22 protein-coding genes and 1 tRNA gene are annotated in these 22,605 nt (G+C 67.5%); 13 read left to right on the top strand and 10 right to left on the bottom strand.

What is annotated here, in order from left to right:
• Positions 1 to 4: 4 nt before the first annotated feature.
• Both ACFPOU_RS15760 and ACFPOU_RS15755 read left to right on the top strand, forming a co-directional pair.
• On the top strand, positions 5 to 562 hold the full coding sequence (locus ACFPOU_RS15760) for a sigma-70 family RNA polymerase sigma factor (RefSeq protein ID WP_379723141.1): 558 nt from the start codon (positions 5 to 7) through the stop codon (positions 560 to 562).
• Entirely contained in the window at positions 559 to 1,260 is a 702-nt protein-coding gene (locus ACFPOU_RS15755; RefSeq protein WP_379723138.1) for an anti-sigma factor, read from the top strand. The genes ACFPOU_RS15760 and ACFPOU_RS15755 overlap by 4 nt, the downstream gene beginning before the upstream one ends.
• Positions 1,261 to 1,303: 43 nt before the next feature.
• On the opposite strand, the gene ACFPOU_RS15750 is transcribed toward ACFPOU_RS15755, so the two are convergent.
• Both ACFPOU_RS15750 and ACFPOU_RS15745 read right to left on the bottom strand, forming a co-directional pair.
• Positions 1,304 to 2,950, bottom strand: a complete 1,647-nt coding sequence (locus tag ACFPOU_RS15750) for a DUF4394 domain-containing protein (RefSeq protein ID WP_379723135.1) — start codon at positions 2,948 to 2,950, stop codon at positions 1,304 to 1,306.
• A gap of 177 nt (positions 2,951 to 3,127) precedes the next feature.
• Entirely contained in the window at positions 3,128 to 3,706 is a 579-nt protein-coding gene (locus ACFPOU_RS15745) for a helix-turn-helix domain-containing protein (RefSeq protein ID WP_379723132.1), read from the bottom strand.
• Between the two features lie 191 nt (positions 3,707 to 3,897).
• Between ACFPOU_RS15745 and kbl the strand changes: the two genes are divergently transcribed.
• From kbl to moaD, 6 genes are all read left to right on the top strand, one after another.
• A complete protein-coding gene (gene kbl / locus ACFPOU_RS15740; protein WP_379723129.1) occupies positions 3,898 to 5,124 on the top strand; it encodes a glycine C-acetyltransferase in 1,227 nt (408 codons plus the stop codon).
• Positions 5,125 to 5,149: 25 nt separating this feature from the next.
• Positions 5,150 to 6,106: an NAD-dependent epimerase/dehydratase family protein gene (locus tag ACFPOU_RS15735; protein ID WP_379723125.1), complete on the top strand. Its 957-nt coding sequence runs from the start codon at positions 5,150 to 5,152 to the stop codon at positions 6,104 to 6,106.
• 39 nt (positions 6,107 to 6,145) lie between these two features.
• The gene (locus ACFPOU_RS15730; RefSeq protein WP_379723122.1) at positions 6,146 to 7,531 is read left to right on the top strand and encodes an L-serine ammonia-lyase; all 1,386 of its coding nucleotides are present in this window, start codon (positions 6,146 to 6,148) and stop codon (positions 7,529 to 7,531) included.
• Positions 7,532 to 7,618: 87 nt separating this feature from the next.
• Complete coding sequence (gene thrC, locus ACFPOU_RS15725) at positions 7,619 to 9,094, top strand: threonine synthase (RefSeq protein ID WP_379723119.1); 1,476 nt, start codon at positions 7,619 to 7,621, stop codon at positions 9,092 to 9,094.
• Between the two features lie 2 nt (positions 9,095 to 9,096).
• The gene (locus ACFPOU_RS15720; protein ID WP_379723116.1) at positions 9,097 to 10,365 is read left to right on the top strand and encodes a molybdopterin molybdotransferase MoeA; all 1,269 of its coding nucleotides are present in this window, start codon (positions 9,097 to 9,099) and stop codon (positions 10,363 to 10,365) included.
• A 4-nt stretch (positions 10,366 to 10,369) separates the two neighbouring features.
• Positions 10,370 to 10,627 carry a molybdopterin converting factor subunit 1 gene (gene moaD, locus ACFPOU_RS15715; protein WP_379723113.1) on the top strand — a complete coding sequence of 86 codons (258 nt, stop codon included), beginning with the start codon at positions 10,370 to 10,372 and terminating at the stop codon, positions 10,625 to 10,627.
• A 78-nt stretch (positions 10,628 to 10,705) separates the two neighbouring features.
• On the opposite strand, the gene dctP is transcribed toward moaD, so the two are convergent.
• Positions 10,706 to 11,746 carry a TRAP transporter substrate-binding protein DctP gene (gene dctP / locus ACFPOU_RS15710; protein WP_379723110.1) on the bottom strand — a complete coding sequence of 347 codons (1,041 nt, stop codon included), beginning with the start codon at positions 11,744 to 11,746 and terminating at the stop codon, positions 10,706 to 10,708.
• Positions 11,747 to 11,965: 219 nt separating this feature from the next.
• On the bottom strand, positions 11,966 to 12,178 hold the full coding sequence (locus tag ACFPOU_RS15705) for a hypothetical protein (RefSeq protein WP_379723107.1): 213 nt from the start codon (positions 12,176 to 12,178) through the stop codon (positions 11,966 to 11,968).
• A gap of 226 nt (positions 12,179 to 12,404) precedes the next feature.
• Between ACFPOU_RS15705 and ACFPOU_RS15700 the strand changes: the two genes are divergently transcribed.
• Positions 12,405 to 13,676 carry a TIGR03862 family flavoprotein gene (locus ACFPOU_RS15700; protein ID WP_379723104.1) on the top strand — a complete coding sequence of 424 codons (1,272 nt, stop codon included), beginning with the start codon at positions 12,405 to 12,407 and terminating at the stop codon, positions 13,674 to 13,676.
• Here ACFPOU_RS15700 and ACFPOU_RS15695 read toward each other — a convergent pair.
• From ACFPOU_RS15695 to hpnC, 6 genes are all read right to left on the bottom strand, one after another.
• Positions 13,670 to 14,473 carry a head GIN domain-containing protein gene (locus tag ACFPOU_RS15695; protein WP_379723101.1) on the bottom strand — a complete coding sequence of 268 codons (804 nt, stop codon included), beginning with the start codon at positions 14,471 to 14,473 and terminating at the stop codon, positions 13,670 to 13,672. The genes ACFPOU_RS15700 and ACFPOU_RS15695 overlap by 7 nt on opposite strands.
• Positions 14,474 to 14,483: 10 nt before the next feature.
• The gene (locus ACFPOU_RS15690; RefSeq protein ID WP_379723098.1) at positions 14,484 to 15,257 is read right to left on the bottom strand and encodes a DUF1700 domain-containing protein; all 774 of its coding nucleotides are present in this window, start codon (positions 15,255 to 15,257) and stop codon (positions 14,484 to 14,486) included.
• A 4-nt stretch (positions 15,258 to 15,261) separates the two neighbouring features.
• Positions 15,262 to 15,411 (bottom strand): hypothetical protein, encoded by a 150-nt coding sequence (locus ACFPOU_RS15685; RefSeq protein WP_379723096.1) that lies wholly within the window; start codon positions 15,409 to 15,411, stop codon positions 15,262 to 15,264.
• A gap of 41 nt (positions 15,412 to 15,452) precedes the next feature.
• Positions 15,453 to 16,871, bottom strand: a complete 1,419-nt coding sequence (hpnE, locus tag ACFPOU_RS15680; RefSeq protein WP_379723093.1) for a hydroxysqualene dehydroxylase HpnE — start codon at positions 16,869 to 16,871, stop codon at positions 15,453 to 15,455.
• Positions 16,858 to 17,691 carry a presqualene diphosphate synthase HpnD gene (hpnD, locus tag ACFPOU_RS15675; RefSeq protein WP_379723090.1) on the bottom strand — a complete coding sequence of 278 codons (834 nt, stop codon included), beginning with the start codon at positions 17,689 to 17,691 and terminating at the stop codon, positions 16,858 to 16,860. Before hpnD ends, hpnE begins: the two co-directional genes overlap by 14 nt.
• Before the next feature lie 84 nt (positions 17,692 to 17,775).
• Positions 17,776 to 18,585, bottom strand: coding sequence for a squalene synthase HpnC (gene hpnC / locus ACFPOU_RS15670; protein WP_379723087.1), 810 nt, complete (start codon positions 18,583 to 18,585; stop codon positions 17,776 to 17,778).
• Positions 18,586 to 18,852: 267 nt separating this feature from the next.
• Between hpnC and ACFPOU_RS15665 the strand changes: the two genes are divergently transcribed.
• From ACFPOU_RS15665 to clpX, 4 genes are all read left to right on the top strand, one after another.
• A tRNA-Leu gene (locus tag ACFPOU_RS15665) sits at positions 18,853 to 18,939 on the top strand.
• A gap of 31 nt (positions 18,940 to 18,970) precedes the next feature.
• Positions 18,971 to 20,311, top strand: a complete 1,341-nt coding sequence (tig, locus tag ACFPOU_RS15660) for a trigger factor (protein ID WP_379723084.1) — start codon at positions 18,971 to 18,973, stop codon at positions 20,309 to 20,311.
• A 65-nt stretch (positions 20,312 to 20,376) separates the two neighbouring features.
• The gene (clpP, locus tag ACFPOU_RS15655) at positions 20,377 to 20,994 is read left to right on the top strand and encodes an ATP-dependent Clp endopeptidase proteolytic subunit ClpP (RefSeq protein WP_379723081.1); all 618 of its coding nucleotides are present in this window, start codon (positions 20,377 to 20,379) and stop codon (positions 20,992 to 20,994) included.
• A 165-nt stretch (positions 20,995 to 21,159) separates the two neighbouring features.
• A complete protein-coding gene (clpX, locus tag ACFPOU_RS15650) occupies positions 21,160 to 22,428 on the top strand; it encodes an ATP-dependent Clp protease ATP-binding subunit ClpX (RefSeq protein ID WP_056335789.1) in 1,269 nt (422 codons plus the stop codon).
• Positions 22,429 to 22,605 lie beyond the last annotated feature (177 nt).

Below are 22,605 nucleotides of genomic sequence, written 5' to 3'. Positions count from 1 at the left end.
GCCGATGAATGCGCCGATTGAGTTCGATTACGATGCCGCGCTGGCCGCCTGCTCGCGCGGCGACCAGCACGCGCTGCGCAGCATCTACGACCGCGACGGCCGCCACCTGCTGGGGGTTGCGCTGCGCATCGTGCGGCGGCGCCAGGTGGCCGAGGACGTGCTGCACGACGCTTTCCTTTCCATCTGGACCAGGGCGGGCAGCTTCGACCCCGGCCGCGGCGCCGGCCGCGGCTGGATCTACAGCGTCGTGCGCCACCAGGCGCTGGACGCGGTGCGCGGCAGCGGGCGCGAAGTGCAGGCCGACGCGGATGCGCTCGACAGCCTCGGCGCCGCGCCGGGCGCCGATGACGGCATTGCCGATGCCTTCGAACGGCGCCAGGACCTGGGCCGCCTGCACGACTGCCTGGTCGGACTCGACGAGGCCAAGCGCAGCAGCATCCTCTATGCCTACATCGACGGCTGCTCGCACGCCGAAATCGCCGCCCGCATGCACTCGCCGCTGGGCACGATCAAGGCCTGGATCCGGCGCGGCCTGCGCGCCCTGAAGGAATGCATGGGATGAGCCCGATGGATGACGATACCGACGACCTCGCCGGCGAATACGTACTCGGCACCTCGAGTGCGGGCGAACGGCGCCGCATCGCGTTGTCGCTGCCGCACGAGCCGGCCCTGCGCGCGGCCGTGCAGGCCTGGGAAGCGCGCCTGCAGCCCTTGACAGCGCTGGCGCAGCCGGTGGAACCGTCGCCGCGCTTGTGGGCGCGGGTCGAAGCCTCGCTCGCAGCCACGCGTCCGGGCGCGCCGCTCCCGGTCACCGCCAGGTGGTGGGACAGGCTGGGCCTCTGGCGCGCGCTGGCCGCCACCGGCCTTGCCGCCGCGGCGGTCATGGCCGTCGTGCCGCGCTTGCAGGCGCCGGTCGCCGCGCCGCGCTACCTGGTCGTGCTGGCCGCGCCGGCCGACATGGCGCCCGGCTGGATCGTGCAAGTGAAGGCCGAGGGCGCGCTCGAGCTGGTGCCGCTGGGCACCACCCGCGTTCCGCCGGACCGGTCGCTGCAGCTATGGACCAAGGCCGAGGGCTGGACCGGGCCGGTGTCGCTCGGCCTGGTCGAGCCGGGCAAGGCGGCCGGCGTGTCGCTGGCAAAATTGCCGCCGCTGCAGCCGAACCAGCTGTTCGAGATCACGCTGGAACCGAAAGCCGGCTCGCCGACCGGGCGGCCGACCGGGCCGATCCTCTACATCGGCCGCGCCGTGCAGGTGCTGTAGACCGGCGGCGGCCGGGCAGTGCGCGGCGGCCGCGCTTGCCCGGCTACTTGATCAGGATCGCGATGTCGCGCAGCCCGACCTGACCGTTCCCGATCGCCGACGCGGCCGGCGTCGCCGGCCCATTGATCATGGTCGCCGCCCCGCTTGCCAGATCGACCCGGTACAGCGACGACGGCGCACCCGCGCCCGTGCGCAGCACCGCCAGCGCCAGCCCGTTCGCCCCGCCCGCGATATCGATGCCGGCGTCGCCCGCCGCCGCCACGCCCAGCGGACCGACGAGCGTGAGCGTGCCGTCGTTCGGCGGATTCTGCAGCGCCAGGCTGGCGCTCGCGTTGTCGATGTCGTAGAGCATGGTGGCCGTGGCGCCGTGATAGCTGTTGGTGTAGGCGCCGGCGGTGACGACCGGCGCCGCGCCCATGCGGTTGAGCGCGCCGTCGGTCGTGGTAGCGCCGGTGTCGACGTTGATGCGCAGGTTCTGCCCGGTGTCGCCCAGCACGCGCAGGCGGTCGGCCACCGGATTGAAGTCGACCGCGAACGCCGTGCCGGCGAGCGCCGCATACGGCGCCGTGGTGTCGGCCGGGTCGGCGCCGAGGGTCGCCTTGGCGGTGGCCGCGCCGCTGGCCGGGTCGATGGTGACGATGCGTCCCGCCGAGGTAATTCCGTACAGCAAGCCGTCTTTCGGGCGGAAGTCGATGCCGAGCAGGCTTTCGCCGCCGCCCAGGCCGGTCACGGACACGGTGGCGTCGATCGTGTTCGGCGTGGCCGGCTTGAAGGCCAGCAGGCGCCCGTCGTCGACCAGGCCATATGCGAGGGGTGCGGCGGGGGTGCGCAGGGCGATGCCGCGGATGTCCTCGCTCACGCCGAGGGCGCCGACGCTGGTGGCCGGCGTGGCCGTGGCGGCCAGGTTGATCGTATACAGGGTACGCACCCCGCCCACGGTGAGCACGGCATAGCCGACATTCGTGCGGGCGTCGATGTCCAGACCGTTGGCCGCGCCGGCGTCGAAGCCCAGGGCGACGGGCAGGCTGAGGGTACCGTTGTTCGGCGGATTCTGCACATACAGGGTGTCGTCCGTGGTGTCGAGCGCGTACAGGGTCGTGCTGCCGGTGCCGGCGAAGGAGTTGGTGTAGGCCGAGGCCGTGACGGCGTTGGCGACGCCGCCGTTGATCGCGCCGTCGGTCGTGGTGGCGCCGCTGTCGACGTTGATGCGCAGGCTCTGGCCGGTATTGCTGACCACGCGCAGGCGGTCGGCGGCCGGGTTGAAATCGACCCCGAAGCCGGTGCCGGCCAGGGCGGTGAAGGGCAGGGTGGTGTCGGCCGCGTCCGCCGCCAGGGTGGATTTCACGGTCGCGGCGCCGGTGCCGGTGTCGACCGTGTAGACGCGGCCGCTGCTGCCGAGCGCGTACAGCAGGCCGTCGGCCGGGCGGAAATCGATGCCGAGCAGGGTTTCGGCGCTCTGCAGGCCGCCGATGGCGACGCTGGTGCGGATCGTGCCGGGCGCATCGCGGTTGAAGGAAACGAGCCGGTTGCTGGCCGTGAGGGCGAACACGTCGCCCGCGGTCATCGCAGGCGGCGCCGGGGCCGGCGCCATGGGCGCGTCGGCCATGTCATCGTCGTCCCCGCCGCAGGCGCTCAGGGCCAGGGCGATGGAAGTGGCAAGGATCAGCTTCGGGAAAAAGTGCTTGTTCATGGTCTGCCTCCTGAAATGTTGGCACGGGCTGTGCGGTAAAGGATCAACGGATCAACGCTGTCGATTCCCTTACTACGTCGTCGGCCAGGATTTGGATGCAGTCACCGCAAAATATATGTGAAAACCGTGTTGCCGGGCTAAACACGACCGGCGCGTCCGGCACGCCCGGCACGCACCTTAGCGGTGCACGACCACCAGCAGGGCTCTTGCCTCGGCCTTGCCGACATTGCGCAGCACGTGGTCCTGGTCGGCCGGATAGCGCGCCGTGCCGCCGGTCTTGACCTTGCGCTTTTCCAGGCCGACTTCGACTTCCAACGCGCCATTGAGCACGGTCATGTGCTCCTTGGTGCCGGGATCGTGCGCCTGCGACTTCAATTCGCCGCCGGGCGCCAGCGTCAGCTCATACCATTCGTATTGCCCGGCCAGCTCCATCGGACCGAGGATGCGCAGCACATAGCCGGCGTGGTTGCCGGGCAGGGTCGGCGTCTCGTGGGCGTCGAGCACCCGGATCGCCTCGACGTCGCGCGTTTCCGACGCCAGCAGCTCGCCGATCTGCACGCCCAGCGCATTGGCGAGACGCCAGGTAATGGCAATGGTAGGATTCGCCTTTTCGCGCTCGATCTGCGAGAGCATCGACTTCGACACGCCGGCGATGCGCGACAGGTCTTCCAGCGTCAGGCCGCGCGCCAGGCGCAGGCGCTGCAGGGTGGCGCCGACTTCGGGCGGCGCGTTATTGGTCGGGACCAGGGTTTTCATCGGTAGCCAGCTCTCGTGTTTGGGTGGTGGCCGGACCTTGCCAAGTTCAGCACGTCGGCGTAATATCCATTATATTGAATTTCAGTTCGAGATACCGAAAACAGCGCGCCCTACTGGACACGGCCGGCATGGGCAACGGTACAGCATAGTCCAACCGCCGGTCAAGCCGGCATCAACGACGAGGTAACGAGATGAGCGAGCAAGCGAAGAACGCGTCCAGGGAAGGGTTTTACAGCGGCCTGCAGCAGAACCTGTCCACCCTGCGCGAGCAGGGACTGTTCAAGCCCGAGCGCGTGCTCGCCTCGCGCCAGGGCGCCGAGGTGCGGTCCGAGGACGGCCGCACCCTGATCAATATGTGCGCCAACAACTATCTGGGCCTGTCGGGCGACCTCGCCACGCAACAGGCGGCCGAGGAAGCGCTGCGCAAGTACGGCTACGGCCTGTCTTCGGTGCGCTTCATCTGCGGCACCCAGACCGTGCACAAGGAGCTCGAGCGCAAGCTGTCCGCATTCCTCGGCACCGAGGATACGATCCTGTACGCGGCGGCCTTCGACGCCAACGGCGGCGTGTTCGAACCCTTGTTCGACGAAAACGACGCCATCATCTCCGACGCGCTGAACCACGCCTCGATCATCGACGGCATCCGCCTGTGCAAGGCGGCGCGCTACCGCTATGCCAACAACGACATGGCGGACCTGGAGCAGCAGCTGCAGGCCGCGACGGCGGCCGGCAAGCGCCACAAGGTCATCGTCACCGACGGCGCCTTCTCGATGGACGGCACCATCGCCCAGCTCGACAAGATCGTGGCTCTGGCCGAACGCTACGGCGCCCTGACCATGATCGACGAGTCGCACGCCTCCGGCTTCATGGGCGCGACCGGGCGCGGCACGCACGAGCACTGCGGCGTCATGGGCAAGATCGACATCATCACCGGCACCCTCGGCAAGGCCCTGGGCGGCGCGATGGGCGGCTTCACCTCGGGCCGCAAGGAATTGATCGAAACGCTGCGCCAGAAGTCGCGTCCCTACCTGTTCTCGAACACCCTGGCGCCGATGATCGCCGGCGCCTCGCTGTCGGTGCTGGACCGGATCTCGGCATCGACCGAACTGCGCGACCGCCTGCACGAGAACACGGCCTACTTCCGCAAGGAGATCGAGCGCATCGGGTTCACGATCAAGCCGGGCACCCATCCGGTGGTGCCGGTGATGCTGTTCGACGCGCCGGTCGCGCAGAAATTCGCGGCGCGCATGTTCGAGCTGGGCGTGCTGCTGTCCGGCTTCTTCTACCCGGTGGTGCCGATGGGGCAGGCGCGCGTGCGCGTCCAGCTGTCGGCGGCGCACACCCGCGAACAGCTCGACACCGTGCTGGCCGCTTTCGCGCAGGCCGGCCGCGAACTCGGTCTCATCAAGAACAACTAATCTGTACAGCAACCCGGGAATCCACATGGAACGCATCCTCATCATCGGCGCCAACGGCCAGATCGGCAGCGAGCTCGTCTCCGCCCTGGCGCAGCGGCACGGCGCCGCCAATGTCCTCGCCACCGACATCGGCGCCGACAACGTCTACGGCGCAGCGCGCTATGCCCAGCTCGACGTGCTGGACAAGGACCGCTTGACGGCGCTGGTCGAGCAAGAGAGTGCGACCCAGGTCTACCAGCTTGCCGCGCTGCTGTCGGCGACCGGCGAGAAGGCGCCGCTGAAGGCCTGGACCCTGAACATGGACGGGCTGCTCAACATCCTGGAAGTGGCGCGCGAACGCCTGGAAGCGGGCAAGCCGCTGAAGGTGTTCTGGCCCTCGTCGATCGCCGCCTTCGGCCCCAACACCCCGGCGCAGGACACGCCGCAATACACGGTGATGGACCCGACCACGATCTACGGCATCAGCAAGCTCGCCGGCGAACGCCTTTGCGAGTACTACCACGCCAGGTACGGCGTGGACGTGCGCTCGATCCGCTACCCGGGCATCATCAGCTTCAAGTCGCCTCCGGGCGGCGGCACCACCGACTACGCGATCGCGATCTTCCACGCCGCGCTCAAGGGCGAGACCTATGAATGCTTCCTCGGCCCGGAGACCACGCTGCCGATGATCTACATGCCGGACGCGATCCGCGCCACGATCGAGCTGATGGAGGCGCCGGCCGGGAAAGTGGCGATCCGCTCCTCGTACAACGTGGCAGGCGTCTCGTTCAACCCGCGCGAACTGGCCGCCGCGATCCGGCGCAGCCTGCCGGCTTTCGAGATCGCCTACAAACCGGACAGCCGCCAGGCAATCGCCGATACCTGGCCGCGCAGCCTGGACGACAGCCGGGCCGCGGGCGACTGGGGCTGGCAGGCCAGGGTCGGCATCGAGGAGATGGTGACCAGCATGCTCGAAAATATCGACGTCGGCGCCACCGCCTGATCCGGTCACCATCACAACGAACATTGCGAGACGCCGTCCATGGACATGAGTGTTTTCGATCTTTTCAAGATCGGTATCGGGCCATCGAGCTCGCATACGGTAGGGCCGATGGTCGCGGCGCGCCGCTTCCTGCTCGAATGCGGTCCGCTCGACCAGGCCGCCGGCGTCGAGGCGCACCTGTACGGTTCGCTCGCGCTGACCGGCGTCGGCCACGCGACCGACAAGGCCGTCATTTTGGGCCTGATGGGCGAGACGCCGCAGGACATCGACCCGGACACGGTCGAGGACAAGCTGGCCGAAGCCGAACTCGATGGCGTGCTGCGCCTGCTGGGCGTCAAGGAAGTGCCGTTCTCGATGCGCACCGGCCTGGTCTGGCACAAGCAGTCGAGCCTGCCCGAGCATCCGAACGGCATGCGCTTCGTGCTGCGCCTGCTCGACGGCAGCGTCATCGAACGCGTCTTCTATTCGGTCGGCGGCGGCTTCGTCACCGCCGCCGGCGAAGCCCAGCGTCCACAGGCGCCGGGCGCCGTCCGGGTGCCATACCCGTTCGCCACCATGGCCGAGCTGCTGGCCCAGGGCCGCGAGCACGGCCTGTCGATCCCGCACATGCTGCGCGCCAACGAACTGGCGCGCATGAGCGAAGCGGAGCTGGACGCGGGCCTGGTGCGCATCTGGCAGGTGATGGGCGACTGCATCGACCACGGCCTGGCCACTTCCGGCCAGCTCCCGGGGGGGCTCAAGGTCAAGCGGCGCGCGGCCGCGCTGTGGAAGCAGGCGCACTGCGTCGAGGGCAGGCGCGTGAACGAATTGCCGCACGATGCGACGCACCAGGTCACGCTCTACGCGATGGCGGTGAACGAGGAAAACGCCGCCGGCGGACGGGTGGTGACGGCGCCGACCAATGGCGCGGCCGGCATCATCCCGGCGGTGCTGCGCTATTACGCCGAAGACTGCCGGCCGACGGACGCGCTGATGGGCATCCGCGACTTCCTGCTGACGTCCGCCGCGATCGGCATGCTGTGCAAGAGGAACGCCTCGATCTCGGGCGCGGAGGTGGGTTGCCAGGGCGAGGTCGGCGTCGCCTGCGCGATGGCCGCGGCAGGGCTGGTGGCGGCGCTCGGCGGCTCGAACGAACGGATCGAGAACGCGGCTGAAATCGGCATCGAACACCATCTGGGCATGACCTGCGACCCGATTGGCGGGCTGGTGCAGATTCCCTGCATCGAGCGCAACGGGATGGGGGCGATCAAGGCGATCACGGCGGCGTCGCTGGCCCTGAAGGGAGATGGGACCCACTTCGTCAGCCTCGACAACGCCATCGAGACGATGCGCCAGACCGGAGCGGACATGCAGGTGAAGTACAAGGAGACGTCGCTCGGCGGCCTTGCGATCCACGTGGTGACCGTCAACCACGCGGCCTGCTGAGAGCGGCCCGACTCGTCCGCAGACAGGAATCCGGCACCCGCACTATAATAAAAGCATCATCGCGAGCCCAACCGGATCATCCAAAGTATGCAATACGTGTCTACCCGCGCAACGAGCGCGTCCGCTTCCCGCAATCCGGAAACCTTTTCCACGATCCTGCTGGGAGGCCTGGCCCCCGATGGCGGCCTGTTCATGCCGGGCGAGTACCCGCAGATCGGCAGCGAGGAACTGAGCGCCTGGCGCGCGCTGTCCTATGCCGAGCTGGCCCATGCCATCCTGCGCAAGTTCGCCACCGACATCCCGGACGCCGACCTCAAGGCCCTGACCGCCAAAACCTATACGCCCGAGGTCTACCGCAACGCCCGCGCCGGCGAGTCGGCCCGGGACATCACCCCGCTGCGCACGCTCGAAGACGGGCCTGGAGGCATGCTGGTCCTGCAGGCGCTGTCGAACGGCCCGACCCTGGCCTTCAAGGACATGGCGATGCAGTTGCTGGGCAACCTGTTCGAGTACGCGCTGGCCAAGGACGACGATGAGCTCAACATCTACGGCGCGACCTCGGGCGACACCGGCAGCGCCGCCGAATACGCGATGCGCGGCAAGCGCGGCGTGCGCGTGTTCATGCTCTCGCCGGCCGGGAAGATGAGCCCCTTCCAGACCGCGCAGATGTTCAGCCTGCAGGACCCGAACATCTTCAACATCGCCGTCGACGGCGTGTTCGACGACTGCCAGGACCTGGTCAAGGCCGTCTCGAACGACCTGGCGTTCAAGGCGCGCCACAAGATCGGCACCGTCAATTCGATTAACTGGGCGCGCGTCGTGGCGCAGGTGGTGTACTACTTCCGCGGCTATCTCGCCGCGACGACGGACAACACCCAGCGGGTGTCGTTCACCGTTCCGTCAGGCAATTTCGGAAACGTCTGCGCCGGCCACATCGCGCGCATGATGGGCCTGCCGATCGACAAGCTGGTGGTGGCGACCAACGAGAACGACGTCCTCGACGAATTCTTCCGCACCGGCCGCTACCGCGTGCGCAAGGCCAGCGAAACGCTGCACACGAGCAGCCCGTCGATGGATATCTCGAAGGCTTCGAATTTCGAGCGCTTCGTCTACGACTTGGTGGGTCGCGACAGCGAGCGCACCCGCGCCTTGATGCGCAAGGTCGATACCCACGGCGGCTTCGACCTGTCTGGCGGGCCGGGGGCGGACGGCGACGAATTCAAGCGCGTGTCCGAGTACGGCTTCGTTTCCGGCAAATCGACCCACGCGGACCGTCTCGCCACCATCCGCATGGTGGCCGACGACTACGGCATCGTGATCGACACCCATACCGCCGACGGCATCAAGGTCGCGCGCGAGCACATGGCGCCCGGCGTGCCGATGATCGTGCTGGAAACCGCGCTGGCCGCGAAATTCAACGAGACCATCCTGGAAGCGCTGGGCACCGACGCCGAGCGGCCGGCCGGTTTCGAGGACATCGAGGCGCTGCCGCAGAAATTCGTCGTCATGCAGCCCAATGTCGACGAGATGAAGACCTTCATCGCCGCGCACACGGGGCTGTGACGATGACGATTCCCGAAAAAACGCCGGCGCGCCCGCTGCTGTCGGTGCGCGAAGCGCTCGACGCACTGCTGGCGGGCGCGCGTCCGGTCGCCGATATCGAACAGGTGGCGACCCTCGATGCGAACGGGCGCGTACTGGCGCGCGACCAGGCTTCGACGATCGACGTGCCTTCCGCCGACAACACCGCGATGGACGGCTATGCCGTGCGCGCCGCCGATTGCGTGAACGGCGGCGCGGTCCTGCGCGTGGCCCAGCGCATCCCGGCCGGCCATGTCGGCGCCCCCCTCGAACCGGGCACCGCGGCGCGCATCTTCACCGGGGCGATGATCCCGGCCGGCGCGGACGCGGTCGTGATGCAGGAGCAGTGCGAGCTGGCCGGCGACATGGTCACCATCCGCCACACGCCGCAAAGCGGCGAATGGATTCGCCGCAGCGGCGAGGACATCCGGGCCGGCGCCACCATCCTGCCGGCCGGCACGCGCCTGCGCAGCCAGGAACTGGGGCTGGCCGCTTCCGTGGGACTGGCCAGCTTGCCGGTGCGGCGGCGCGTGCGCGTGGCCGTCTTCTTCACCGGCGACGAGCTGACGATGCCGGGCGAAGCGCCGGGCGGCGTGCTCGCGCCCGGCGCGATCTACAATTCGAACCGTTTTACGCTGCGCGCGCTGCTGGAGAATCTCGGCTGCGTGATCACCGATCTCGGCATCGTGCCCGATACGCTCGAGGCCACGCGCGCCGCGCTGCGCGCCGCGGCGCGCGAGAACGACCTGATCATCACCTCGGGCGGCGTCTCGGTCGGGGAGGAAGACCATATCAAGCCGGCCGTCGAGCGCGAGGGACAGCTGAACCTGTGGCAGATCGCGGTCAAGCCGGGCAAGCCGCTGGCCTTCGGCGAAGTGCACCGGGAGGACGGCACGGCGCAGGGCGGCGCCGCGTTCTTCCTGGGCCTGCCCGGCAATCCGGTCTCGAGCTTCATTACCTTCCTGCTGTTCGTGCGGCCTTTCCTGCTGCGCCTGCAGGGCGTGACGGGACCGGTCGAACCGCGCGCCTGGCAGCTGCGCGCCGACTTCAGCCTGCCCAAGGCGGACCGCCGCAACGAATTCCTGCGCGCGCGGGTGAATGCCGGCGGCGGCCTCGACCTGTTCCCGAACCAGGGTTCCGGCGTGCTGACCTCCACGGTCTGGGGCGACGGCCTGATCGACAATCCGCCGGGCCGCGTCATCAACGAAGGCGATATCGTGCGCTTCATCCCGTTCGCCGAACTACAGCACTGATCCCATGAATATCGAACTGCGATTTTTCGCGTCCGTGCGCGAGGCCGTCGGCCTGGCCAGCGAACGCATCGAACTCCCGGCCGGCGTCGCCACGGTGGGCGCCGTGCGCGAGCACCTGATCGCCCGCGGCGGCGCCTGGCGCGAGGCGCTGGGCCACGAACGGGCCCTGCGCATGGCTTTCGAGCACGTCATGTGCGGGCCGGACACGCCAGTGACGGAGGGCGGGGAAGTGGCGTTCTTCCCGCCGGTGACAGGCGGCTAGAAACCTGTCCCGGCAGGAAGCCGTTGACGATGCATGGCTGGGACGCGACTCCTGCCGGCATCGGTTTCAAGGATGCGCCTACAAGGCCATGACCGACTTCTCGGCCAGTGCCAGCAGCCTGGCGCAGTTTTCGCTGCGCCCGCCGAAGTCGGCCCAGGCGGTGGCGCGCGCCATGTCCTGCCACTTCCTGAGCGTGTCCGCATCCATGTCGACCACGCGCGCGCCGGCGCGGGCGTAGACGTTCGCCACCGCCGCGTCGTCGTTGCGGGCCATGCGCAGCGCGAACCTTTCCAGGTCGGCGCCGACCGCCATGATGGCGGCCTGCTGGTCCTTGGGCAGGCGCTCGAAGACGGTCTTCGACATCAGGAGCGGTTCGAGCATGTACCAGTAGCCGCCGCTGCGCGCGGTGGTCAGCGAACGCGACACGTCGTGCAGGCGGAAGGACATGAGCGAGGTCGAGGACGTGAAGGCGGCGTCGAGCGCACCGTTCTTCATGGCGGCGTGGATCTCGTTCGAGGGCAGGTTGACGATGGTGGCGCCGGCCTGCTGCAGGACCAGGTCCATCTCGCGCGAGCCGCCGCGCACCTTCAGGCCACGCACGTCCTCGGGGGCGACGACCGGGGCGCCGCGCGCGGCCACGCCGCCGGCCTGCCAGATCCAGCTGATCACGACCAGGCCTTGTTCGCCCAGGATGCGCGTCAGTTCCTTGCCCACGTCGGCGCTCTTCCAGCCATAGCCCTGGGCGTAGGACGTCACCAGGCCGGGCATCAGGCCGATGTTGGCTTCGGGCGACTCGGCGGCGGCATACGACAGGGGCATCAGGGCCAGGTCGAGCCCGCCCTTGCGCAGGGCGCCGAACTGGGCGTTCGGGGCCATCAGCGAGGCGTTCGGGTAGATCGAGAACTTCAGGCTGCCGCGGGTGCGTTTCTCGACATCGGCCGCGAACATGCGGCACAGGCGGTCGCGGAAATCGCCTTCCATGATGCTGCCGCCGGGGAACTGGTGCGAGATCTTCATCGACTGCGATGCGGCCCAGGCACTGCCCAGCCACAGGGGACTGGACGCGAGCGCGCCCAGCAGGGTTCTACGGGCCAAGATCGGCCCTGTCTTCAACGACATATTCATCCTCCAAGATGATTGACACTGCTTTACGGGCAAATCGTGCATGCCTGTGGACATGCATCGTTTGCTGTTACCTGATGGCGCCAGTAAGAATATTCCTTCGACAATACTTGTCAAGCAGTATCTTGCCTTCTTAACAAATAGACCGTGAATAACTCGATAGTATCGCGCGTGCCGGTGGGCACAGGCTTGGGTGCGCTCAAGGAGGATGGGCAGTTATTTCTTGCCCGGGGCGCCGCCCGCGCCGCGCTTGAGGTTACGGTAACGGTTGCCGATGAAAATGGCCGAGGCCACCGCCGCCCAGGCCAGGGCCGAAGGCCAGGCACGCTCGACCGACTCTCCTTGCAGCAGGTTGACGCCGATCAGCAGGGCGAACATCGAGACGGCGGCGAACAGGTATTGCATGATCCAGTGGCGAAGCGGCGGCATGGCGGTCTCCTCAGAGCGTTTTCAGGAATTGGCGCAACGCGTCGTGCACCGCCTGCGGCCGGGTGCGGCATGGCGAAGTGGCGCGCGTTGTCGATGGCATGGACGTCCGGCGTCGGGTGCCGGTCATCGGTTCCCGATGATACGCTACCTTGACGGCGCTGGACATGGCAGCGCAGCGCCGGCCGCGCTTGCGGGGGCGCTGAACCATGCGGCGATTTCGACTACAATGCGCGTCCCGCACCCCACCGTTTCGAGCATGCCGACCAACCCGAACAATTCGCGCCGCGTGATCGTCGTCGGCGGCGGCCCCGCCGGCCTGATGGCGGCCGAAGTGCTGGCCGGGGCCGGTGTGCGGGTCGACCTCTACGACGCCATGCCTTCGGTCGCGCGCAAGTTCCTGCTGGCCGGGAAGGGCGGCATGAACATCACCCATTCCGAGCCGTACGCGGACTTCGTGCGCCGCTACGGCGCGCGCAGCAGCGAGGCCGCGGCCTGGCTGGACGGCTTCGCGCCGGACGACGTGCGCGCCTGGATCCATGGCCTGGGCATCGGCACCTTCGTCGGCAGCTCGGGCCGCGTGTTCCCGGCCGACATGAAGGCCGCGCCCCTGCTGCGCGCCTGGCTGCACCGCCTGCGCGAGAGCGGCGTGCGCTTTCACATGCGCCACCGCTGGCGCGGCTGGGAGGGCGGCGCGCTGCGCTTTGCCGCGCCCGGGGGCGAGACGACGGCGACGGCCGACGCCACGCTGCTGGCCCTGGGCGGCGCGAGCTGGGCGCGCCTCGGTTCCGACGGCGCCTGGGTGCCGCTGCTGGAAGAGCGCCGGGTCGCCGTCGCGCCGCTGCTGCCGGCCAATTGCGGTTTCGACGTCGGCTGGACGCCGCATTTCGCCGCCAGGCATGCCGGCGCGCCCCTCACCACGGTGGCGATTGCCTACGAAGAGCAAGGCGGCGCGCGCGCGCGCCGCCAGGGCCAGTTCGTCGTCACCGCCACCGGCGTCGAGGGCAGCCTGATCTACGCCCTGTCGAGCGTGCTGCGCGACCAGATCGCGGCGCGCGGCCAGGCCACGGTCTGGCTCGACCTCGCGCCCGACCACGACGCCGGGCGCGTGCGGGCCGAGGTGGCGCGGCCGCGCGGCGCCCGTTCGATGTCGAGCCATCTGCAAAGCCGGCTCGGGATCAAGGGCGTGAAGGCGGGCCTGCTGCGCGAATGCCTGGCGCAGGCCGACTACATGAACGAGGAGACGCTGGCCGACGCGATCAAGGCCCTGCCGCTGACATTGAAGCGCCCGCGCCCGATCGACGAGGCCATCAGCAGCGCCGGCGGCGTGCGCTTCGAATCGATCGATGCGAACGGCATGCTGCGCGCCGTTCCCGGGGTATTCGTGGCGGGCGAGATGATCGACTGGGAGGCGCCGACCGGCGGCTACCTGCTCAGCGCCTGCTTCGCCAGCGGGCGGGCCGCTGCGGCGGGCATGCTGCGCTTCCTCGCGGCTCAGTGATCGAAGTGGACTTCGCCGCTGCCGGTGCGGCTGACGCTGCGCCGGGACGGATTGCCGTGGACGTCGATGTCGCCGCTGCCGCTCACCGCCGCCGCGATCGCCGCATTCGCCGTCACGCTGGCATTGCCCGACCCGGTCTGGCGCACCTTCACGTTTTCGGCGCGCAGGCGCTGGGCATCGAGGGTGCCGGAACCGTTCGAGGCGGCCTGGAAACTGCGCGCCGCGCCCGCCAGCGTGATCGTGCCGGAACCCGTGAGCGCGGCGTCGACGCTGTCGCTGTTGCCGGCGTCGAGGGTGAGGTCGCCGCTGCCGTGCACGGTGGCTTTCGCCTGGCGGTAGCGGCCGTTGAAATCGAGGCTGCCCGAGCCGTTCAGTTCCACCTCGATCGCCTCGCCCGAAAAGCCGTTGACGCGGGTGTCGCCGCTGCCGTCGACGGCCACCCGCTCCAGGCCCGGCAGGGTCAGCTCGACTTCGATCGGCTGGCGGTGCCGCAGCACGATGCCGCGGGTGCCGATGTGCAGCACCCGGCCTTCCTGGACGGTGTCGATGTTGGCCAGCAGCCGCTGTTCGCCGCGCACGACGAGCGCAGGCTGGGCGCCGTAGCGCAGGGTGAGGTCGATCGGACCGCGCAGTTCGACCGCGCGCGCCTGGCGCGTCAGCGGGCGCGTTTCCTCGCCCACGATGCGCGCGTCCATGCGCGCGGCGCCGCCCTGGGCGCGCAGCATGCCGTAAAACAGCCCGATCAGCACGCAAGCGAGGAGCAACAGGCCGAGGCCGACCCGGAATAAAGAACGCATCGCGCCTCCCTCAGCCGCCGCGCAGCAGCGACATGTTCATTTGCAGGTAGCGCTTCACGCCCAGCGCCGCATAGCGGGTCACGACGATCGACACCAGCAACAGCACGATCCCGCCCAGCACCGAAGCCAGGCCGAGCATGGTCTGGGTGGCGCGCGAGGCTTCGTCGACGCCGGTCGAAATCCGGATGCCGCTGCCGGCCACCCGTTCGGCGCCGCGCACCACGCGCGAGCCGGACGCCGGCCCGGCCTCGCGGCGGGCTTGCGCCTGCGCGTCGGCGTCCTTGTCCTGGCTGACCTCGATGCCGCTCTCGCCGATCGCCACGCGGGTGCGCCTGCCGTCGGCGGCGCCGCCGACGACATGGCGCAGGGGGCCGTCGAGCACCAGCTCGTTGGCGCCGGCCAGGCCGCCGGCCGCGACCGCGATGCCACCCACGTAGAAGGCGAAGGCGGCGACATAGAGCAAGGCCAGCAGCGCGCCGAAGACGGCGGCCGGGATCACCATGAACAGGTTGAAGATCAGGAGGCCCAGCACCGAGACGAACATGCGCACCAGGCTGGCCGGGTTCCTTTGCGCGGCGAAGGCGTCCATGTGGGTGCTGGCGCGCAGGGTCAGCGCCACTTTTCTGGGATCGTCCAGCTCGCGGGCGATGTCTTCCTCGCTGCGGCCGGCGGCGATGCCGTCGACGAAGCGCTGCTCGTACCATGCCAGGGTCTTGGCCTGCACCGCCGGCGCCAGGCCCGGCATGGCGCGCTTGAGCGCGTCGAGGTAGTCGAGCTTGCCCATGGGTTCAGGCGTAGCCCAGCGCGAGGATCGCCACCAGGGCCGGCGCCGCGGCGTTCGCGCGCGCGCCGAACAGTTCCGGCGCGACCAGGACCACGGTGCTGGCGGCGACCAGGGCCAGCAGGAGCAGCAGGCGCAATCCGAGACGGGTATTCATAATGGGTAGGCGCGGGCGAGCGATCTGATTGTCCGATGCCGCTACGTTACCGAGTCGGCGCCCGGCTTGCCACCGGCATGCGACAGACTGCCGTTTTTGGCGCTTGAGGCGTCCCCACGCAGGATGATCGCGGCCGCGGCCTCGCCGCTGCGCACGGCCGACTCGAGCGTGGCCGGGTAGTCGCCGGCCGTGTAGTCGCCGGCCAGCACGAGGCCGGCAAGGACGGTCGCGTTGGCCGGACGCGCCAGGCCGGGCGTGCAGGCGAAGGTGGCGCGCTTTTCGGTGATCACGCGCTGCCACTGCGGCGCCGCCAGGCCGAGGCCGGGAAAGGCGGCATCGAGTTGCGCGGCGATGCCGCGCGCCAGCGTCTCCTGGTCGAGCGCGGCGGCCTCGCCGGCGGCGCTGACGACGACCGCCAGCAAGCCGGCCTGGCCCGGATCGAGCTGGCCGCGGTCGAAGACGAACTGGCCGAAGTGCCGCCGCCCGGGTGCGTCGAGCAGGGCGCAGAAGGGCAGCGGCAGGCGCAGGTCGGGCCCGTATTGGAGGTAGCAGGTGGCGATCGGCTCATGCTCGAACGCGTGCAGTTGCGCGGCCAGGCCGGCGGCCTCGGCAAAAGGCGCGAGCAGGGTCGCGGCCTGCGCCGGCGGGGTCGCCAGGACGACGGCGTCGAACACCCCGCGCCAGGCGCCGCCGAGCGCCTGGCCGCTGGCAGCGAGCTCCCAGCCGGCGGCCGTGCGTGCCAGGGTTTCGGCCTTGGCGCCGGACCGCACGCTGCCGCCGCGCGCCTCCAGATAGCGTCCGGCCGCCTGCGGCAACAGCGCGCCCAGTTCCAGGCGCGGGATCAGCATGTCCGAAGCGGCGCGCTTGGCGCCCAGGCTGTCGCGCAGCACGGCAAGGAAGACGTTGGCCGAGGCGCGCTCGGGCGCCGTGTTCAGCGCGGCCAGGCACAGCGGGTGCCACATCAGGCGCTGCAGACGCGGCGTCTGCTCGAAGCGATCGAGCAGGACGCTGACGCTGACGTCGTCGTCGAGCTGCCAGCCCATCCAGCGCGCGGCGGTCGAGAAGCGCGCCATGGCCATCTTGTCCGCGCGCGCCAGGCCCGTTGCGCGGACCAGGGCCACCATCATGTGCCAGGGCGCGGGCAGGCGCGGCGCGACGAAGTCCATGCCGCCGCTGCCGGCCGGATAACGCATCTGCAGCGGCAGGCGCAGCAGGACCCTGGCCGGATCGACGCCGACGCGCCTGAACAGGGCCAGGGTGTGCTTGTAGGCGCCGAGCAGGATGTGCTGGCCGTTGTCGAGCGTGCGGCCGTGGACCTCGACGCCGCGCGCGCGCCCGCCGAGGGTGCGCGCCTGCTCGAACAGGGTGACGGCCGCGCCGCGGCGCGCGAGCTCCACGGCCGCCGCGCAGCCGGCCCAGCCGCCGCCGACGACGGCGACGTTCCGGCTAGGTGCGGACATAGGTTTTCCACGCCAGCCAGAGCTTGCGCAGGGGCGTGAGGGAAATGCGCTGGTTCAGCACGTGGAAACCGTCGCGCGCGATCTCGTCGAGCAAGGTGCGGTAGATCGCGGCCATCATCAGGCCGGGGCGCTGGGCGCGCCGGTCTTCCTTCGGCAGCAGGGCCAGCGCCTCGTCGTACATCGCCTGGGCGCGTTCGGTCTGGAAGCGCATCAGCGCTTCGAATTTCTCGCTGTGGCGCGCGCTCAGGAGGTCTTGCGCGGTGACGCCGAACTGCTGCAGCTCGTTGACCGGCAGGTAGATGCGGCCCTTGCGCGCGTCTTCGCCGACGTCGCGGATGATGTTGGTGAGCTGGAAGGCCAGCCCCAGTTTTTCGGCATAGGCCAGGGTCTGCGCGTTGGCATGGCCGAAAATGCTGGCCGAGAGGACGCCGACCACGCCGGCCACATGCCAGCAGTATTTGCGCAGGCCCGGATAATCGAGGTAGCGGCTCTGGTCGAGGTCCATTTCCATGCCGTCGATGATCGCCTGCAGGTGCTGCTCCTGGAGGCCATAGACCGCGAGATGGGGTTTCAGTGCCTGGGTCACCGGATGCGTCGGGGTGCCCGTGTACATGGCCGATACCTCGGTGCGCCACCAGGCCAGCTTGATGCGCGCGAGCGAAGCGTCGGTCGCCTCGTCGACGGTATCGTCCACCTCGCGGCAGAAAGCGTACAGGGCCGTGATTGCACGGCGGCGCTCGGCGGGAAGGAACAGGAAGCTGTAGTAGAAGCTGGAACCGCTCTGGACCGTCTTTTGCTGGCAGTATTCGTCAGGAGACATGTAAAAAAGGCAAGGTTGGGCGATGCGAATTCGCTATCTTAGCCGATGCGCGCGGGTGCCGGGCTGGAACCGGCGGTATTTCGCTCACATGCGCAGGGCGCGCCAGGCCATGACGAGGTAGTCGCGCTTGCCCAGCTGCGGGCGGCGCCGGTAGACGTCGTAGCCGGCCGCTTCGATCCGCTCGAGGATGCGCAGGCCGCCCTGGATCACCAGGCGCAGTTCCCAGCCGATGCGTCCGGGCAGGCGGGTGGCCAGCGGCGCGCCGGACAGCATCAGGGCGCGCGCCCGCGCGACCTCGAAGGCCATCAGGGCGCGCCAGGCCGGGGTGTCGGCGTGCGCCGCGATATCGGCTTCGCTCACCCCGAAGCGCAGCAAATCCTCCTGCGGCAGGTAGATCCGGCCCTTGCCGATATCGATGCCGACGTCCTGCCAGAAGTTGATCAGCTGGAGGGCGCTGCAGACGGCGTCGGCGTCGCGCAGCTCGGCGCCGCCGCCGACGCCGTACAGGGCCAGCATCAGGCGGCCGACCGGGTCGGCCGAACGGCGGCAATAGTCGAGCAGGGCGGGGTAGTCCGGGTAGCGCGTGGTGACCACGTCCTGGCGGAATGCCGAGAGCAGGTCGCGCAGGGGATGCAGCGGCAAGCCGTGGGCGGCGACGGCCGCGGCCAGGCGGGCGAACACCGGGTTCGCCGGCGCGCGCCCGGCGACGATGTCGTCGAGCGCGGCTTCGTAGGCGGCGAGGGCGGCCAGGCGTTCGGGCGGGGTGGCGTCGCCTTCGTCGGCGACGTCGTCGGCGCCGCGCGCGAAGGCATAGATGGCTTCGACGGCGGGGACCAGGCGGCGCGGCAGCAGGATCGAGGCGACGGGGAAGTTTTCGTAGTGGTCGACGGCCATGGGATGTGGTCGGGCGGTTCAGGCCGCATTGGTATCTGGTGCGGCATTATAAAGGCCCGGCTGGCGCGTTTGCGGGACAGGCGCCGCCGCGCAAGGCCGCTTCCTGATCCGGGCGGCGCAGGCGCGCGCCGGCAAAATTCACTCCTATGGTGTCAGAAAATCCAGTAAAATACCGGGTTGAAGTTGTAGCCCCTAAACAATGGAGTGCAAGGGCGGCCGGTTTCTCCCACGGGCGCCCTTTGTTTATGTGGCAATATGCAATCCTGCGCGAGGATGGCGAAATTGGTAGACGCACCAGGTTTAGGTCCTGACGCCAGCAATGGTGTGGGGGTTCGAGTCCCCCTCCTCGCACCACGAATAATTATTTTTTTGGACGATTTTTACGATGGCAACTGCAGTCGAAACCCTGGATAAACTCGAGCGTCGCCTGACGATCACTTTTCCCCTGAGCGACGTCCGTTCGGAAGTTGAAAAACGCCTCAAGAAGCAGGCCAAGACCGCCAAGGCGCCTGGTTTCCGTCCTGGCAAGGTGCCTCTGAAAATGGTCGCAGCCCAGTACGGCTACCAGATCGAATCGGACGTGCTCAACGACCGCGTCGGCCGCGCCTTCAACGACGCCGCCAACGAGAACGGCTTGCGTGTGGCCGGTTTCCCGAAGATCGAGCCGAAAGAAGATGCAGCCGAAGGCATGCTGTCGTTCGACGCGACGTTCGAAGTGTTCCCGGAAGTCGTCATCGGCGACTTGTCCAGCGTGGAAGTCGAGACCGTGGCGGCCGACGTGTCGGACGCCGAGATCGACAAGACCATCGACATCCTGCGCAAGCAGCGCGTGCACTACCACACCAAGGGTGAGGCAGGCGAGCACGGCGACGGCGGCGAACCGGTCGCCGCCGATGGCGACCGCGTGACCGTGGACTTCGTCGGCGTGATCGACGGCGTCGAATTCTCGGGCGGCAAGGCCGACGACTACGCCTTCGTGCTCGGCGAAGGCCGCATGCTGCCGGAGTTCGAAGCGGCCACCGTGGGCCTGAAGGTCGGCGAGAGCAAGACCTTCCCTCTGGCCTTCCCGGAGGATTACCACGGTAAGGATGTTGCCGGCAAGACCGCCGAGTTCACCATCACCCTGAAGAAGCTGGAATGGGCGCACATGCCGGCCGTGGACGAAGAGTTCGCCAAGTCGCTGGGCATCGAAGACGGCTCGATCGAGAAGATGCGCGCCGACATCAAGATGAACCTGGAGCGTGAAGTCAGCGCCCGCGTCAAGGCCCGCAACAAGGAAGCCGTGATGGACGCCCTGGTCAAGGTGACCGGGATGGACGTGCCGACCGTCATGATCCAGCAGGATGCCGAGCGCCTGGCCGAGCAGACCCGCCAGGATATGACCCAGCGCGGCATGGACGTCAAGAACATGCCGTTCCCGACCGAACTGTTCGCCGAAAAGGCCGAGCGTCGCGTGCGCCTGGGCCTGATCCTGTCGCAGCTGGTCGCCGACAACAACCTGCAGGCGACGCAAGAGCAGGTCAAGGCCCAGATCGAAGATTTCGCACAAAGCTACGAAGACCCGAAGGAAGTGCTCAAGTACTACTACAGCGACCGCCGCCGCCTGAGTGAAGTCGAAGCCCTTGTATTGGAAGAAAACGTCGTTAACTATGTGCTTGGCAAGGCAAAGGTCAGCACCAAGGCCGTTGCTTTCGACGAATTGATGGGCAGCAACCCACAGGCTTGAGCGAGGGCGTAGGCTCGATGGCTTGAGCCCCGCTGTATAGCTTTTTTCTAAGGAACGAGACAGGTATGAACCGTAATCCGGCATTGGACACCCAAGCACTCGGCCTCGTGCCGATGGTAGTTGAGCAAAGCGGCCGCGGCGAGCGCGCGTACGATATCTACTCGCGCCTGCTCAAGGAGCGCGTGATTTTCCTGGTCGGTCCTGTCAACGACCAGATGGCCAACCTGATCGTTGCCCAGATGCTGTTCCTGGAGAGCGAGAATCCCGACAAGGACATCTCGCTCTACATCAATTCGCCAGGCGGTTCGGTGTCGGCGGGTCTCGCGATCTTCGACACGATGAATTTCATCAAGCCCGATGTGTCGACCCTGTGCACGGGCCTGGCCGCCTCGATGGGCGCTTTCCTGCTCGCCGCCGGCGCCAAGGGCAAGCGTTTCTCGCTGCCGAACTCGCGCGTCATGATCCACCAGCCCTCGGGCGGTTCGCAGGGCATGGCGTCGGACATTGAAATCCAGGCCAAGGAAATCCTGTACCTGCGCGAGCGCCTGGCACGCATCATGGCCGAGAATACCGGCCAGAGCGTGGAACAGATTCACAAGGATACCGATCGCGACCGTTTCATGTCCGCCGAAGAATCCGTCGAGTATGGCATCATCGACAAGGTGTTGACGACCCGCGCTTGAGGCATCACACAGGTGTTGCTTAAAAAACGCCCGGGCGCGAACACGTTCGGGCGTTTGTTTTTTTTTTCGGGTAGCATGGCGGTGTAAGCATGCATTGTTGCATGCCCCATATTACCGTTATATTCTCGCGTTATATTCCTAGTATTCACCAGAGACAAGCCCCCCATGTCTGACAAAAAATCCTCCAGCGGCGAAAAGCTTCTGTACTGCTCGTTCTGCGGCAAGAGCCAGCACGAGGTCAAAAAACTCATCGCAGGCCCCTCGGTCTTCATCTGCGACGAGTGCATCGACCTGTGTAACGACATCATCCGCGACGAGACATCGAACGTCGAGTCGGTGGCGGGCGCCAAGTCCGACCTGCCGACGCCGCACGAGATCGCCGAACTGCTCGACCAGTACGTGATCGGGCAGCAGACTGCCAAGCGCATACTGTCTGTGGCGGTCTACAACCATTACAAGCGTCTCAAGCATCTGGGCAAGAAGGATGACGTCGAACTGGCCAAGAGCAACATCCTGCTCGTCGGTCCGACCGGCTCCGGCAAGACCCTGCTGGCCCAGACGCTGGCGCGCATGCTCAACGTCCCGTTCGTGATCGCCGACGCCACCACCCTGACCGAAGCCGGTTATGTCGGTGAAGACGTCGAGAATATCATCCAGAAACTGCTGCAGAGCTGCAACTACGAAGTCGAGAAGGCCCAGCGCGGCATCGTCTACATCGACGAGATCGACAAGATTTCGCGCAAGTCCGACAACCCGTCGATCACCCGCGACGTGTCGGGCGAGGGCGTCCAGCAGGCATTGCTGAAACTGATCGAAGGCACGATGGCGTCGGTGCCGCCGCAGGGCGGGCGCAAGCATCCGAACCAGGACTTCGTCCAGATCGACACGACCAACATCATGTTCATCTGCGGCGGCGCCTTCGACGGGCTGGCCAAGATCGTCCAGAACCGGTCGGAAAAGGGCGGCATCGGCTTCGCTGCCAGCGTCAAGAGCGCGACCCAGCGTTCCAACAGCGAAATCATGATGGAAGCCGAGCCGGAAGACCTGATCAAATTCGGCCTGATTCCGGAACTTGTTGGCCGCTTGCCTGTCGTAGCTACGCTGAACGAATTGACGGAAGAGGCGCTGATCCAGATCCTGATCGAGCCGAAGAATGCGCTGATCAAGCAGTATTCGAAACTGCTGGAAATGGAAGGCGCGGAACTGGAAATCCGTCCCGCCGCCTTGCATGCGATTGCCAGGAAAGCATTGGCGCGCAAGACCGGCGCACGTGGCCTGCGTTCGATCCTGGAACATGCGCTGCTCGACGTCATGTACGAATTGCCGAATCAGCAAAACGTCGTCAAAGTCGTGGTCGATGAAAATACGATCACGAACGGTGCCAAACCTTTACTGATTTATAGCGAAACTGCAAAAGCGTCTGGGGAAAATTAAAAATATCCGTCAGGAAACCACAAAAGCACTTGTGTGCAGGGAGCTTGGCGGTACAATTTACCTCAATAAAAGCATCCGGCTTCAATCGAAAAGCCACTCGTGACACTCTGTCACGTGGTGGCTTTTTCATTTCAAATCGGGATTTTATTGGAACGTCCAGATTGCATTTCGGTGACT

The sequence above is a fragment of the Massilia jejuensis genome (genome assembly GCF_042656795.1).
GTDB classification, from domain to species: domain Bacteria; phylum Pseudomonadota; class Gammaproteobacteria; order Burkholderiales; family Burkholderiaceae_D; genus Telluria; species Telluria jejuensis.
Note: the sequence above shows the minus strand (reverse complement) of the source record. Positions and strands in the feature narration are given on the sequence as shown.